The 13836-nt window shown below is 71.0% G+C and carries 14 protein-coding genes and 1 riboswitch; of the genes, 11 read left to right on the top strand and 3 right to left on the bottom strand.

The genetic code is table 11. The features are described 5' to 3' along the window. Window positions 1-2: 2 nt before the first annotated feature. Window positions 3-1322 (bottom strand): protein kinase G-activating protein GlnX, encoded by a 1320-nt coding sequence (gene glnX, locus G6N45_RS01910; protein WP_163720179.1) that lies wholly within the window; start codon window positions 1320-1322, stop codon window positions 3-5. 168 nt (window positions 1323-1490) lie between these two features. Here glnX and G6N45_RS01905 point away from each other — a divergent pair, with 168 nt between their 5' ends. After that, window positions 1491-1982 (top strand): NUDIX hydrolase, encoded by a 492-nt coding sequence (locus G6N45_RS01905; RefSeq protein ID WP_163720178.1) that lies wholly within the window; start codon window positions 1491-1493, stop codon window positions 1980-1982. Here G6N45_RS01905 and thiE read toward each other — a convergent pair. Continuing rightward, window positions 1966-2634: a thiamine phosphate synthase gene (gene thiE, locus G6N45_RS01900; RefSeq protein WP_163720177.1), complete on the bottom strand. Its 669-nt coding sequence runs from the start codon at window positions 2632-2634 to the stop codon at window positions 1966-1968. The genes G6N45_RS01905 and thiE overlap by 17 nt on opposite strands. Before the next feature lie 45 nt (window positions 2635-2679). Beyond that, a riboswitch (TPP riboswitch) is annotated at window positions 2680-2789 on the top strand. On the opposite strand from thiE, the gene thiO reads away from it, so the two are divergent. The 10 genes from thiO (at window position 2779) to G6N45_RS01850 (ending at window position 12589) form a co-directional block, all read left to right on the top strand. After that, a complete protein-coding gene (gene thiO, locus G6N45_RS01895) occupies window positions 2779-3816 on the top strand; it encodes a glycine oxidase ThiO (RefSeq protein ID WP_246228842.1) in 1038 nt (345 codons plus the stop codon). (Overlaps the previous riboswitch by 11 nt.) Next, window positions 3813-4010: a sulfur carrier protein ThiS gene (gene thiS, locus G6N45_RS01890; RefSeq protein WP_163720175.1), complete on the top strand. Its 198-nt coding sequence runs from the start codon at window positions 3813-3815 to the stop codon at window positions 4008-4010. The genes thiO and thiS overlap by 4 nt, the downstream gene beginning before the upstream one ends. After that, entirely contained in the window at window positions 4003-4770 is a 768-nt protein-coding gene (gene thiG, locus G6N45_RS01885; protein ID WP_163720174.1) for a thiazole synthase, read from the top strand. The genes thiS and thiG overlap by 8 nt, the downstream gene beginning before the upstream one ends. Further along, window positions 4767-5528, top strand: coding sequence for an SGNH/GDSL hydrolase family protein (locus G6N45_RS01880; protein WP_163720173.1), 762 nt, complete (start codon window positions 4767-4769; stop codon window positions 5526-5528). The genes thiG and G6N45_RS01880 overlap by 4 nt, the downstream gene beginning before the upstream one ends. Continuing rightward, on the top strand, window positions 5525-6439 hold the full coding sequence (locus G6N45_RS01875) for an ABC transporter ATP-binding protein (protein WP_163720172.1): 915 nt from the start codon (window positions 5525-5527) through the stop codon (window positions 6437-6439). Before G6N45_RS01880 ends, G6N45_RS01875 begins: the two co-directional genes overlap by 4 nt. Then, a complete protein-coding gene (locus G6N45_RS01870; protein WP_163720171.1) occupies window positions 6436-7128 on the top strand; it encodes an ABC transporter permease in 693 nt (230 codons plus the stop codon). Before G6N45_RS01875 ends, G6N45_RS01870 begins: the two co-directional genes overlap by 4 nt. 76 nt (window positions 7129-7204) lie before the next feature. Next, complete coding sequence (locus tag G6N45_RS01865) at window positions 7205-8686, top strand: flavin-containing monooxygenase (protein ID WP_163720170.1); 1482 nt, start codon at window positions 7205-7207, stop codon at window positions 8684-8686. A 12-nt stretch (window positions 8687-8698) separates the two neighbouring features. Next, complete coding sequence (locus G6N45_RS01860) at window positions 8699-9598, top strand: alpha/beta fold hydrolase (RefSeq protein WP_163720169.1); 900 nt, start codon at window positions 8699-8701, stop codon at window positions 9596-9598. Between the two features lie 10 nt (window positions 9599-9608). Then, the gene (locus tag G6N45_RS01855) at window positions 9609-11126 is read left to right on the top strand and encodes a M28 family metallopeptidase (RefSeq protein ID WP_246228841.1); all 1518 of its coding nucleotides are present in this window, start codon (window positions 9609-9611) and stop codon (window positions 11124-11126) included. Further along, window positions 11123-12589, top strand: coding sequence for a M28 family peptidase (locus tag G6N45_RS01850; RefSeq protein ID WP_163720167.1), 1467 nt, complete (start codon window positions 11123-11125; stop codon window positions 12587-12589). The genes G6N45_RS01855 and G6N45_RS01850 overlap by 4 nt, the downstream gene beginning before the upstream one ends. A gap of 356 nt (window positions 12590-12945) precedes the next feature. Here the strand turns inward: G6N45_RS01850 and G6N45_RS01845 are convergent, their stop codons facing one another. Next, window positions 12946-13569 carry a TetR/AcrR family transcriptional regulator gene (locus tag G6N45_RS01845; protein ID WP_163720166.1) on the bottom strand — a complete coding sequence of 208 codons (624 nt, stop codon included), beginning with the start codon at window positions 13567-13569 and terminating at the stop codon, window positions 12946-12948. Between the last annotated feature and the right edge of the window lie 267 nt (window positions 13570-13836).

The following is a 13836-nucleotide window of genomic DNA, read 5'->3' as shown; positions in this document are numbered from 1 at the left end:
GCTTACCGGTACTCACTCAGCCGGGGCCAGATGCCCAGTGCCACGGCGATCGCCGCCATCACCGACAGCGCGGCTGCCCCGACGGTGGCGCCGGAGAGCACCCGGCGGGCATTGACGATCTCGTTGCGCAGCTGGGCGCGGCTCTGCTCGATGCCGTTGGTCAGCGCCTCGTCCAGCTTGTCGAAGGCCGGGGTCGCATCGTCCTCCCCGACGCCGAGGGCGACCTGCGTCGCGGCCTGGTAGTTGCCGACCGCGATGTAGGCGGTGATCCGGTCGTCGGCGGCCCGCCACCGGTTGAGCAGCCCGTCCGCGTCGGCCAGACCGGTCTTGTCGATCGAGTTGTCGTTGGACAGATACCGGTTCAGCTGCTGCTGCATCTGGTCGATGCGCTGGTAGTAGGACTGCTTGCGGACGTTCTCGTCGCCGCGCCGGATCAGCGACAGCGTCTCGTCGGCGCGGGCCTGCTGGGCCGTGATCGCCAGCGTGGTCACCGTCTTGAGGGATTCGGCCGCGGTCTCCTTGGCGCTTCGGCTGTCGGTGGTCGAGATGATCAGCGCCGTGCCCACCCAGATCAGCATGATCAGCACGGCCATGCCGCCGGCGATGAAACCGATGTTGACCCGTCGCCGGGTGCGTTTGGCCAGCCACCGGTTGGCGAACGCGCCGAACAACAGCGTGCTGAGCACGATCAGGATCACCGGCCCGGGGATTCGCGTCGAGGCGGTGGTCTCGGCGTCGACGCGCGCCGAGGTCTGCTCGTAGAGGCGTTGGGCGTCGGGCAGGATCTGCTGCTGCATCATCGACGACGCCTCGGACAGGTACGACGAGCCGACCGGATTGCCGGCGCGGTTGTTGGTCCGCGCCGTCTCCACCAGCCCGGTGTAGACGGCCAGCCGGGCGTTGATCCGGCCGAGTAGCTGCACCAGCGGCTCGTCGGTGAGACCGCTGGACGCCCGGGCGACGGCCACCGCCGCATCCGTGATCGCCTGCTCGTAGCGTTGCCGGACCGCACGGGGCTCGGCGCCGGCGATGAACGCGGTTGCGGCGGCGGCGTCGGCGACCGACAGCGTGGTGTAGAGCTGACCGGCGGCGAAGGCCAGCGGCTCGGTGCGGTTGAGCACGGTGGTCAGCGCCTGTTGACGGTCGTTGATCGTGGTCGAGGTGGCGAACGCGCTGGCGATGACCAGGGCGGCCAGCACCAGCCCGATCGTCAGGATCCGGCCGGGGGTCGTCCACAGGAACCACCACCGGGGATGCGCGGTGGCCGTCGGCGACCGCGACGCAAGAGGCTCCGTCGAGGGGTGCGCCAACTCCACAGTCACGTTTGCGCGGACCTCATCCCGGTCTCGTTCTCTTCGGCGGTCATGTCGACTGGCCCAACTCTAACTGCGCCAATTCTCTGAGGGAATTCTAAGAGCTCCTCGTCCGGAGTGTGGGGATTCCCGGCTGCGACTCGCCCTATTTCGAGATCCGTTCCCTAAGCTGGACGCGTGCGCGGCGACGGTGACGGCTGGGTGGTATCGGCCGACGGGGCGGCCTACTGGGGTAGGCACGGAGCCGCCGGACTGTTGCTGAGAGCCCCCCGGTCCGACGGCTCGCTGGCCGTGCTGCTGCAGCACCGGGCACCGTGGAGTCACCAGGGCGGGACGTGGGGTCTGCCGGGCGGCGCCCGCGACAGCCACGAGACCCCGGAGCAGGCGGCGGTGCGCGAGGCCCACGAGGAGGCCGGCCTGCAAGCCCACCGGCTGATCGTGCGGACCACGGTCGTCACGGCCCAGGTGAGCGGCTGGAGCTACACGACCGTGATCGCCGACGCCGAGCATCAGCTCGAGACGGTGCCCAACCGGGAGAGCGCGGAGCTGCGGTGGGTGCCCGAGGACGAAGTCGCCGAGCTGCCGCTGCACCCGGGGTTCGCCGCGAGCTGGGCGCGGCTGCGCGAGGTGGCCGCGGCGCTCCCGCCGCTGGTCAACGGGCAGAGCTGAGCATCGTCTTCAACTCCTCGGCCGCGGCCTCGGGGTCATCGGCCGCCGTGATCGCGCGGACCACGACCGCGCGGCGCGCGCCGGCCTCGATGACCTCGGGCAGCCGGGCCGCGTCGATGCCCCCGATCGCGAACCAGGGCTTGGCCGGCGCCAGCGCTTGTGTCAACTCAGAGGTCGCGCGGATCAGGTCCAGGCCCGGTGCGGGCCGGCCCGGTTTGGTCGGCGTGGGCCAGCACGGGCCGACGCAGAAGTAGTCCGGGCCGTCGGGGGCGTCGCCGGCGATCGCCGCGCGCACCTGGTCGATGTCGTGGGTCGACCGCCCGACGACTCCGGTGAAGATCTCCCGGGCGACCGGCAGCGGCAGGTCGTCCTGGCCGAGGTGCAGCACGTCGGCGCCGGCCGCGCGCGCGACGTCGGCGCGGTCGTTGACCGCGATCAGGGCGTCGTGGCGGCGTGCTGCCTCGGCGAGCACCTCCAGCGCGGCCAACTCGGCACGGGCTTCCAGCGGGCCGAACTCGCGCTCACCGGCCGACCCCTTGTCGCGGAGCTGGATGATGTCGACTCCGCCGGCCAGCGCGGCATCGGCGAACTCGGCGAGGTCGTCGCGCTCCCGGCGGGCGTCGGTGCACAGGTACAGCAGGGCGTCACGCACACCGCGAACGGTAGCGCGACGGCGGACGTAGGCTGGGAACGACAACACCGACCACACGGGAGTCCCGGGTACGGGGACTGAGAGTGAGCCCGCCGGCTCTGACCGTCGCACCTGATCCGGGTCATGCCGGCGAAGGGAGTAGCAGTGCCGGATCCCGCCCAGCGGCTCGCCGTCATCGGCGGCGGCGTCATCGGACTCGCCGTGGCGCGCCGCGCCGCGCAGGACGGCTGGCGCGTGCGCGTGCACCGCACCCCGGCACCGGGCGCGTCCTGGGTGGCCGGCGGCATGCTCGCCCCGCACAGCGAGGGCTGGCCCGGGGAGGAACGGCTCCTGCGGCTCGGGCTGGCGTCGCTGGACCTGTGGCACAGCGGATTTCTCGACGGCCTCCCGGCCGAGGTGGTCACCGCGCGCGAGTCGCTGGTGGTCGCCGTCGACCGGGCCGACGCCGCCGACCTGAAGACGGTCGGGGAGTGGCTGGCCGCCCAGGGTCATCCCGTCACCCCGACCACGGCCGCCCGCGACATCGAACCCCTTCTCGCCCAGGGCATCCGGCACGGCTTCCGCGCACAGACCGAGCTCGCCGTCGACAACCGGGCGGTGGTCGACGCGCTGGCGGCACACGCCGAGCGCCTGGGCGTCGAGTGGGCGCCGGCGGTCGCCGCTTTGAACGAGGTGGCCGACGCCGACGCCGTCGTGATCGCCAACGGCATCGACGCGCCCGCGCTGTGGCCCGGCCTGCCGGTGCGGCCGGTCAAGGGTGAGGTGCTGCGGCTCCGCTGGCGGCGCGGCTGCCTGCCGGTCCCGCAGCGGGTGATCCGCGCCCGGGTGCGCGGCAGGCAGGTCTACCTGGTCCCGCGCCGCGACGGCGTCGTGGTCGGCGCCACCCAGTACGAACACGGCCGCGACACCGCCCCCACGGTGACGGGGGTGCGGGAGCTGCTCGACGACGCCTGCGCGGTGGTGCCGGCACTGGGCGAGTACGAGCTCGCCGAATGCGCGGCCGGGCTGCGCCCCATGACGGCCGACAACGTCCCGCTCGTCGGCCGGCTCGATGCGCGCACGCTGGTGGCAACCGGGCACGGCCGGTCGGGATTCCTGTTGGCGCCGTGGACCGCGGAGGCGATCGCCGCCGAGCTGCGCGGTGCGCCGGTGCCGGGGGTGCTGGAAGGGGTGACGCCGTGAAGCTGACGGTCAACGACGAGGCGGTCGAGGTCGACGGGCGGATCACCGTCGCCGCGCTGCTGGACCGGCTCGGTTACCCGGTCAAGGGCATCGCGGTCGCGGTGGACTGGGCCGTGATTCCTCGCTCGGAGTGGGACATCGAGCTGACCGACGGAGCGAAGGTCGACGTGTTGGCGGCGGTGCAGGGTGGTTGAGCACACGACAGGCAAGCTGAGCATCGCCGGCCGCGAGTTCGGTTCGCGGCTGATCCTCGGCACCGGTGGGGCGGCCAACCTCGCCGTGCTCGAGGAAGCGCTCGTCGCGTCGGGGACCGAGCTGACTACCGTGGCGATGCGCCGTGTGGACGCCGACGGCGGCACCGGCGTCCTCGATCTGCTGACCCGGCTGGGGATCACGCCGCTGCCCAACACCGCGGGGTGCCGGGGTGCCGCCGAGGCGGTGATGACCGCGCAGCTCGCGCGCGAAGCGCTGCAGACCAACTGGGTGAAGCTCGAGGTGATCGCCGACGAGCGGACGTTGCTGCCCGACGCGATCGAATTGGTCAGGGCGGCGGAACAACTCGTCGACGACGGCTTCGTCGTGCTGCCGTACACCAACGACGACCCGGTGCTGGCGCGCCGACTGGAGGACACCGGGTGCGCGGCGGTGATGCCGCTGGGCTCGCCGATCGGCACCGGCCTTGGCATCGCCAACGCACACCACATCGAGATGATCGTGGACCGGGCCGGCGTGCCGGTGATCCTGGACGCCGGGATCGGTACGGCCAGCGACGCCACGCTGGCGATGGAACTCGGATGCGACGCGGTGCTGCTGGCCACCGCGGTCACCCGCGCCGCCGACCCGGCGGGGATGGCCTCGGCGATGTCGGCCGCGGTCCGGGCCGGCTACCTGGCGCGGCGTGCGGGCCGGATCCCGAAGCGGTTCTGGGCGCAGGCCTCCAGCCCGGCATTATGAACAGGTATGTGGCGCTTGGCAGTTCGATGGCCGCCGGGCCGGGGATCCAGCCAAGGGCGGCGGGCTCGCCGCGTGCCGCCGGCCGGTCGGCGCGCAACTACCCGCACCTGGTGGCGGCCGCGCTCGGCCTGGACCTCGTGGACGTCACCTACTCGGGGGCGACCACCGCTCACGTGCTCACCGACACCCAGCGCGGCGCCGCACCGCAGGTCGACGCGCTCGACGGGTCCGAGTCACTCGTCACCGTCACCATCGGCGGCAACGACGTGGGCTATGTGCCGATGCTGTTCGCGGCGGGCCTGCCTCGCCCCGTGCAACGAATCCCTTTGCTGGGCGGCAGGATCCGCCATCTGCTGAACCCGGCCGAGCGCTACGTCGCGCTCGAGGAGGTCGGGGCGGCGCTCGTCGAGGTGGGACGCACGGTGCGGCAGCGGGCACCACGGGCCACCGTGCTGTTCGTGGACTACCTGACGCTGCTGCCGCCGGCCGGGCCCGCGTCGCCGCTGAGCGATCACGACACGACGCTGGGCAGGCACCTGGCGCTCGAGCTGGAACGGCTGACCGCGCAGGCGGCCTCGACGACCGGGTGCGGGCTGGTGCGGGCGGGCGCGGCCAGCCGTGCGCACCACGGGTGGTCGGCGGACCCGTGGACCACGCGCTTCGGCTGGCCGGTGCCGCGCAGGCCGGCGCCGCTGCACCCGAACGCGGCCGGGATGCGTGCCGTGGCCGATCTCGTGGTGGCGGCGGCCGCCGAATGATCGAACTCGACGCGCTCACCAAAACATTCAGGGGGACCTCCGGGGCAACCCGCGCTGTCGACGGGCTCACATGCACGGTCGAGCCCGGCGTGGTGACCGGGTTCCTGGGACCCAACGGTGCGGGCAAGACCACGACGATGCGGATGATCCTCGGGCTGGACCGCCCCACCTCCGGCACCGCACGGATCGACGGCCGCAGCTACCGGGACCTCACCCACCCGCTGCGGACCGTCGGTGCGCTGCTCGACGCCAGGCAGGTGCATCCCAACCGGTCGGCACGCCACCATCTGCGCTGGATCGCGGCCAGCAACCGGATCCCGGCCCGGCGCGTCGACGAGGTGCTCGACATGGTCGGAATGACCCCGGCGGCAGGCACCAAGGCCGGCGCACTGTCGCTGGGGATGAGTCAGCGGCTGGGTATCGCCGCGGCGCTGATCGGCGATCCGCCCGTGCTGCTGTTCGACGAGCCGGTCAACGGCCTGGACCCCGAGGGCATCCACTGGGTGCGGTCGCTGATGCGGACGCTGGCCGGTGAGGGCCGCACGGTGTTCGTCTCCAGCCACCTGCTCTCCGAGATGGCCGACACCGCCGACCGGCTGGTGGTGATCGGCCGGGGAAAGCTCATCGCGTCCACCACCGTCGGCGAGTTCGTCGGCCGCTCCGGCGGCGGCGGTGTGCTGGTGCGCAGCCCGCAGGCCGGCGCTCTGCGGGCGGCGCTGACCGCGGAGGGCATGACGGTGACCGGCGACGGCGAGGCGCTGCGCGTCGCGCACGCCACCACCGAGGCCGTCGGCGAGCTCGCCGCCCGGCACGCGATCGTGGTACACGAGCTGCGACTCGAGCAGGCGTCGCTGGAACAGGCCTACCTGTCGTCGACCGCGGGCGACGTCACCTACCGGGCGGCGCCGTGACCGCGTCCTCGGCGCTGGCCGCGCTGAACGCCGAGCGCATCAAGATCACCACGCTGCGCTCGCCGATCTGGTCGGTGGTGCTGGCCGCGGCGCTCACCCTGGGCGTGGCCGGGATGCAGCCCCGGACCGCGGCGCTGAGTGTCGCGGCCTTCGGGGTGCCGGTGCTGATGGTGGTCGCCGCGCTGACGGTCACCGGTGAGTACCGCACCCGGATGATCGCGACGACGTTTCTGGCCACACCCGCCCGGTCGGTGGTGCTGTGCGCCAAAGCCGCCGTCGCCGCAGTGTTCTGCGGGCTGTCGGCCGCGCTGATGGTGATCGGCTCGTTTCTGGTCGCCCGGGAGCCGCTGGCGGCGCGCACCGTCGCGGCGATCGCGCTCTATGCGGCGTTGGCGGCGATCCTCGGTGTGGGGGTGGGGGCACTGCTGCGGCACAGCGCCGGCGCGGTGTCGGTGCTGCTGCTGTGGCCGCTGCTGGTGGAGCCGCTGGTGGGTAACCTGCCCGGTCGCGGACCGCAGGTCGGGCCGTACCTGCCGTTCGCCAACATGTTCCGGTTCCTCGACGTGCAGTGGCTCTTCCCCGGCTACGCATGGCACTGGGGGACGACGGGCTCGCTGGCGTACTTCACCGCGCTCGTCGCGGTGGTGTTCGCCGCCGCGCTCATCGTGGTGAACCGCCGCGACGCGTGAGGTCGCTGGTGAACAGTCTGTCGATTTACTCAACACACTGTTGACCACGTCGACACGATGTTGATAGCTTTACATCATGACCGAATTTGTCGATGTCGTCATTGTCGGGGCCGGGATCTCCGGCATCAGCGCCGCCTGGCACCTGCAACAGCAGTGCCCGGACAAGGACTACGTGATCCTCGAACGCCGTGAGACCCTCGGCGGCACCTGGGACCTCTTCAAGTACCCGGGTATCCGGTCGGACTCCGACATGTACACCCTCGGGTTCCACTTCAAGCCGTGGGCGACCGATCAGATGATCGCCGACGGCCCGTCGATCTGGAACTACCTGAACGAGGCCGCGACGGAGAACGGCATCGACAAGCACATCCGCTACGGGCAGAAGGTCCTCGCCGCGAACTGGTCCGACGAGCACAGCCGGTGGGAACTCACCGTCGAGCGCGGCGGCGAGCAGACCGAGATCCACGCCAACTTCCTGTGGGCGTGCAGCGGCTACTACAACTACGACGAGGGCTTCTCGCCCGAGTTCCCCGGCGCCGAGGACTTCGGCGGCACCATCGTGCACCCGCAGCACTGGCCCGAGGACCTCGACTACCAGGGTAAGAAGATCGTCGTCGTCGGCAGCGGCGCCACCGCCATCACGCTGATCCCGGCGCTGATCGACAGCGGCGCCGGCCACGTCACCATGCTGCAGCGCACCCCCACCTACATCGGGTCGCTGCCCGACAAGGATCCCTTCGCCGCCCGCGCCTTCCGGCTGCTGCCGGAGAAGACGGCCTACACCGCGGTGCGCTGGAAGGCGATCCTGCAGGCCACCGCCCAGTATCAGCTCGCCCGCACGTTGCCCGGCGTCTTCCGTAAGGCGTTGCGCACCATGGCCGAACGGCGGCTGCCGGACGGCTTCGACTACGACAAGCACTTCAGCCCCAGCTACAAGCCGTGGGATCAGCGCGTCTGCCTGGCCCCCAACGGCGACATCTTCAAGGCCATCCGCAAGGGCAAGGCCGACGTCGTCACCGACACCATCGAGCGCTTCACCGCCGACGGTATCGCCCTGACGTCCGGTGAGCACCTGAAGGCCGACATCATCGTCACCGCAACGGGATTGAACGTGCAGTTCTTCGGCGGCGCCCAGGTGCTGCGCAACGGCGAACCGCAGGACCTGTCGACGTCGGTGGCCTACCGGGGGCTGATGCTCTCGGGTCTGCCGAACGTGGCGTTCACCTTCGGCTACACCAACGCGTCGTGGACTCTGAAGGCCGACCTGACCTCGGAGTACGTCAGCCGCCTTCTGCACTTCATGGAGAGCAAGGGCTACGACACCGTGGTGCCGCGCGACCCGGGCGACGACGTCGAGCAACTCCCGTTCGTCGACCTGAGCTCCGGCTACATCAAGCGTTCGCTGGACAAGCTGCCGAAGTCGGGGTCGAAGACCCCGTGGCGGCTCAAGCAGAACTACCTGGTCGACCTCCGCGTGATCCGCAACTGCAGGATCGACGACGGCACGCTGGAGTTCAGCAGGCACCCGGCCCTGGCGAAGGCGTCGTCGCGCGGCTGAGACGATGAGGGGATGACCACTGCGCAACGGCTGGTGTTCGACCTCCCTCACCTGAAGATCCACGCGCTGTCCTGGGGGCCGGCCGACGGCCGGTTGGTGCTGTGTCTGCACGGCTTCCCGGACAGTGCGTGGGGGTGGCAGAAGGTGGCGCCGCTGCTGGCCGAACGAGGCCTGCGGGTGGTCGCCCCGTTCTCCCGCGGCTACGCGCCGACCGGCCCCGCCCCCGACGGCGACTACCACATCGGCGCGCTGATGTACGACGCCCTGGCGGTCCACGGCGCCCTCGGCGCACCGACGGACGCGGTGCTGATCGGACACGACTGGGGCGCGTTCACCGCCGCGGGACTGGCCGCGTCGCCGGACTCGCCGTTCGCCACCCACATCACGATGGCGGTCGCTCCGATCGGGGCGATCATTCGTACCCGCGGCGACGCCGGCAGGCAGCTGCGGATGCTGCCCAGGCAGCTGCGCAACAGTTGGTACATCCTGTTCTTCCAGCTGCCCGCGCTGCCGGAAAACCTTGTGTCGCGGGTGATTCCGCGGCTCTGGCGGGACTGGGGGCCGCCCGGCTTCGCCACCGACGCCGAACTCGACGCCGCGCTGGCTGCGCTGCCGAGCCCGGTGCACCGGCGGGCGGCGGTCGGCTACTACCGCGCGATGGTGCGGCCGGGCCGGCCCGCCGCGCGGTACGCCGATCTACACCGGTGGGCGCTGGAACTCCCGCGGGTGCCGATCCTGCACGTGCAGGGCCTGCAGGACGGCGCGATGCTGGCGGCCTACGCCGAGTCGATCACCGATGTGTTGCCCGCGGGCAGCCGGGTGGTCACGCTGCCGACGGCTGGGCACTTCCTGCAGATCGAGGAGCCCCGGCTCGCCGCCGAGGCGGTGCTGGACCATCTCGGCGCGCGCTAACGTGGTGCCCGTGACCCCCACCCGACCGGCGGTACGGCTGGCTGCCCTGTTCGCCGTCGCGCTGCTGGCGACCAGCGGCTGTGGCGATCAGAACCGACCCGCCCCCTCGTCACCGCCACCCGCCGCCGATGCGGGCGCCGCCGCCGACTTCGCCGATGCGCTCTCGCGCAAGGTCACCGTCGATGCGACGATGAAACACCTGCGCGCCCTGCAGGACATCGCCGACGCCAACGGCGGGAACCGCGCGCTCGGCACCTCCGGCTATGACGCCAGCGTGGACTATGTCGCCAAGGCGTTGCGCGACAAGGGTTTCGATGTCCAGACGCCGGAGTTCGAGGTGAAGTTGCCCTGGGCCGACGCCCCGGTGCTGACCGTGGCCGGCGCCCGTGTCACCGCCAAGCCCCTCGAGTACACGGTCGGTGCGCCCGGTGAGGGCGTGTCCGGCCCGATCGTCGCGGCCCGCGCCGAGGACACCCCGGGATGCACGGCCGAGGACTACGACGGGCTGCCGACGCAGGGGGCGGTGGTGCTGGTCGATCGCGGGTCGTGCCCGTTCGGGGCCAAGCAGACGGCTGCCGCCGCGCGCGGCGCGGTCGCGCTGATTGTCGCGAACAACCAGGAGGGTGAGATGAGCGGAGGCACCCTCGGCCAGAACACCGATGTGAAGATCCCGGTGATCAGCGTCCCCAAGGCCGACGGGGCCCGACTGCGCGGCGAGGCGGGTGCGCCGGCAACGATCGTCATGAACGCCGGCGTCCGCGTCGAGAAGACCCGCAACGTGATCGCCCAGACCGCGACCGGTTCGACGTCGGATGTCGTGATGGTCGGCGCGCACCTGGACAGCGTGCCGGACGGGCCCGGCATCAACGACAACGGCTCCGGTGTCGCCGCCACCCTGGAAACCGCTCTGCAGCTGGGCAGTTCGCCTCAGGTCGCCAATGCCGTGCGGTTCGGTTTCTGGGGCGCCGAGGAACTGGGCCTGCTGGGATCGAGCGACTACGTCGGATCGCTGGACGTCGAGGCGCTCAAGGACATCGCGCTGTACCTGAACTTCGACATGCTCGGCTCGCCCAATCCCGGATACTTCACCTACGACGGCGACCAGTCTACCGCGCCGGGCCCGCAGGACGGTGTTCCGCGGGTGCCCGAGGGCTCGGCGGGCATCGAGCGCGTGCTCGTCGGTTACCTCGACCGCGCCGGCAAACCGGCCGAGGACACCTCCTTCGACGGCAGGTCGGACTACGACGACTTCACGAAGGCGGGAGTGCCTGCCGGGGGCCTGTTCTCGGGAGCCGAAGAGAAGAAGACCGTCCGGCAGGCCGAGATCTGGGGCGGCGCCGCGGATCAACCGTTCGACCCGAACTATCACAAGGACACCGACACGCTCGACCACGTCGACCGCACCGCCCTGCAGATCCACGGCAGCGGGGTGGCGTACTCGGTGGGTCTGTACGCACAGGATCAGCGCGGTCGCAACGGGATTCCGGTGCGCGACGACCGCACCCGCCATCAACTGCCCGAGTCATGACGCGCAGGCACGTCGCGGCCGTTCTGGCGCTGGTGTGCTGCGCGCTGGCCGCCTGCTCGTCGAACGCGCCCGCGCCGCCGGCTGACCTGGGGGCCGACCTGGCCGGGAAGGTGACGGTCGACGGTGTCTTCCGCCACCTGACGGAGCTGCAGAAGATCGCCGACGCTCACGACGGTAACCGTGCCGACGGCACTCCCGGCTACCAGGCGAGCGTGGACTATGTCGCGAACATGCTGCGCGACAAGGGCTTCGATGTGCAGACTCCGGAGTTTCAGCGACTGTCCGGATCACGGGGCGGAAAGCCGGCGCTGACGGTCGCGGGACGGAGCTACCGCACGGATCAGGCATCGCTGCTGCTCACCACCGACCCGGGTGGCTTGCGGGCGATCACACTGCGGCCCCGCAAGCCCGCGGGGTGCACAGCGTCCGACTACGGGACCGTGGCGGTCAAGGGCGCCATCGCCGTTGTCGACGACACCTCGTGTTCGATCGTGGCCAAACACGACGCGGCCGTGGCCCGCGGCGCCGTGGGTATGCTCGTGGTCAGCCAGGCCACGCCCACCCGCCCGGTGGGTGCCCCGCCGGGCCTGTTCACCCCCGGGTACTACCAGAACATGAGGATCCCGGTCGGCGTCATCGATCCGACGGCCGACGCCGCGCTGCGCCGGACGGAAGCGCCGGTCACGCTGGTGCTGGACAACAAACCGGTGATGACCACCTCGCGCAACGTGATCGCCCAGACCCGCTCCGGTGACCCCGACAGCGTGGTGGTGGTCGGCGCCCACCTCGACAGTGTCAGCTCGGGGCCCGGGATCAACGACAACGGCACCGGGGTCGCCACCGTATTGGAGACAGCGCTCCAGATGGGCCCGGAGCCCGGCGGTGCCAACGCCGTGCGGTTCGCGTTCTGGGGCGCCGGCGAGGTGTCCGCCGACGGCTCGACGAGCTATCTGCGATCACTCGACCAGAGCCAGCTCGACGCCGTCGCGCTGTACCTGGACTTCGACGTGCTCGGGTCGATCAACGCGGGCTACTTCACCGACGACGGGGACCAGTCCGCACAGACGGCGACCACGGTCCCCGCTCTGCCGCAGGGCTCCGCCGGCATCGAGCGCACCCTGGCAGGACGGCTGTACGCGCAGGGCGTGCGGCCGGCCGACATGCCGCTGACGCGCGGCACCGACTACGCCGCGTTCCTGGCCGCGGGCGTGCCAGTGGGTGGGGTGACGACCGGCACGTCGCAGCGCAAATCGGAGGTACAGGCCCGGATCTGGGGTGGGAAGGCGGGCGTGCCCTTCGACCGGAACTACCACACCCGGGCGGACACCATCGACAACGTCGACCGGGATGCTCTCGGCATCATGGCCGCCACCGCGGCGTACGCGGTGGGCGGTTACGCGCAGTCGATCGAGGGCGTCAACGGGGTTCCGGCGCACGACCAACGGAATCGGCGTACGCCCTAGCCGCCCGCGTGACGAACTGGTACACGCCGTCCTCGTCCGGGGCCCCGGCCCCGGGCGCCGCCGCAGTCGTGATCCGGCCGGAGCGAATCACCCTGCAGGACAATGGGAATTCCACCTCCGCGGGCGCGAACGTCGTGGCGGCACCGTCAAACACGTTGTCTATCTGAGTAATTCCACTCAGGTACACCCGCTGTCGGGGCCAGGGCCGATCTGGTGGTCGAGGTGCCCAACCGCCGCGGGCCCGCGTCGGTGACCCACGCGCCGGGACAGCGGGTGGCGTGCGTCTGCACCCACGACGCGGTGCGGGTGCTGCAACGCAGCACCGCCGTCCCCGTCGCCCGATCCGGTGTCGGCCCTCAGTCCCGCTTAGCGGTGGGCTCGAGGTTGAGCTCGCGCTCGGCGAAGCGCATCGCGATGTCGTAGGCGACCTCGGAATCGACCTCGGGATCCTCGAGCGCGACCTGAATCGACAGCCCGTCGAGCAGCGCGGCGAACTCGAGGGCGAACATCCGCGGATCGACATTGGCCTGATCGGCGCCCGAGCGCACCGCGTCGACGATCATCGTGCGCCACCGCGCGTCGAGTTCGACCCTGCCGGCCTTGATCTCGTCGTGCCGAAAGGCTTGCGCCCACAGGTCGAACCACAGCCCCCAGGCGCCGGGGATCTCGTCGTCGGTCCCGGGGACGCAGGTCCACCGGATCAGCAGGGACAACCGCTCACGCAGCGAGGGCACCTCGGCGAGCATCTTCTCGGCGGCCTCGTAGAACGACTCCTCCGAGTACCGCAACGCGTCGACGAGCAGGCGGTCCCGGGTGCCGAAGTAGTAGATGACGAGCGCCGAACTCACGCCGGCACGCTTGGCCACGTCGGCGATGCGCGTGTCACCGAAGCCGCGCTCGCAGATCAGCTCGGCTGCGGCACGGAGCATTTCGATGCGCCGACCCTCGTTCTGCTCGGTCGCGGGCGCGGGTTCTGCCATGGCGGCGATCCTCCCATCATGTGCGGCGCAGCCCCTTCTCTGCAGCCTAACACTGCGTTAGATTGAACAGTCAGTCAGGATGCTCGGGAGAGGTCATCGATTGCCCCACAACTGCGACGCTCTCGTGATCGGTGGCGGCCACCACGGAAACAGCGTGTGAGGACGCCCCGCATTTGCGGGTAACGCGGCTGTCCTATGTCATGAGCCTGATGCCGCCCACGATCGTGCGAGAACTGCATTTGCAACGCCATGGGTACAAGGTGCACC

Origin of the sequence: Mycolicibacterium psychrotolerans, assembly GCF_010729305.1 — a bacterium.
Lineage (GTDB): Bacteria > Actinomycetota > Actinomycetes > Mycobacteriales > Mycobacteriaceae > Mycobacterium > Mycobacterium psychrotolerans.
Note: the sequence above shows the minus strand (reverse complement) of the source record. Positions and strands in the feature narration are given on the sequence as shown.

Excerpts from the sequence above, each read along its gene's own strand:
- G6N45_RS01850 (WP_163720167.1), top strand. The coding sequence starts at position 11,123 with ATGACGCGCAGGCACGTCGCGGCCGTTCTGGCGCTGGTGTGCTGCGCG.
- G6N45_RS01845 (WP_163720166.1), bottom strand. The coding sequence starts at position 13,569 with ATGGCAGAACCCGCGCCCGCGACCGAGCAGAACGAGGGTCGGCGCATC.
- G6N45_RS01860 (WP_163720169.1), top strand. The coding sequence starts at position 8,699 with ATGACCACTGCGCAACGGCTGGTGTTCGACCTCCCTCACCTGAAGATC.
- G6N45_RS01880 (WP_163720173.1), top strand. The coding sequence starts at position 4,767 with ATGAACAGGTATGTGGCGCTTGGCAGTTCGATGGCCGCCGGGCCGGGG.
- G6N45_RS01875 (WP_163720172.1), top strand. The coding sequence starts at position 5,525 with ATGATCGAACTCGACGCGCTCACCAAAACATTCAGGGGGACCTCCGGG.
- G6N45_RS01865 (WP_163720170.1), top strand. The coding sequence starts at position 7,205 with ATGACCGAATTTGTCGATGTCGTCATTGTCGGGGCCGGGATCTCCGGC.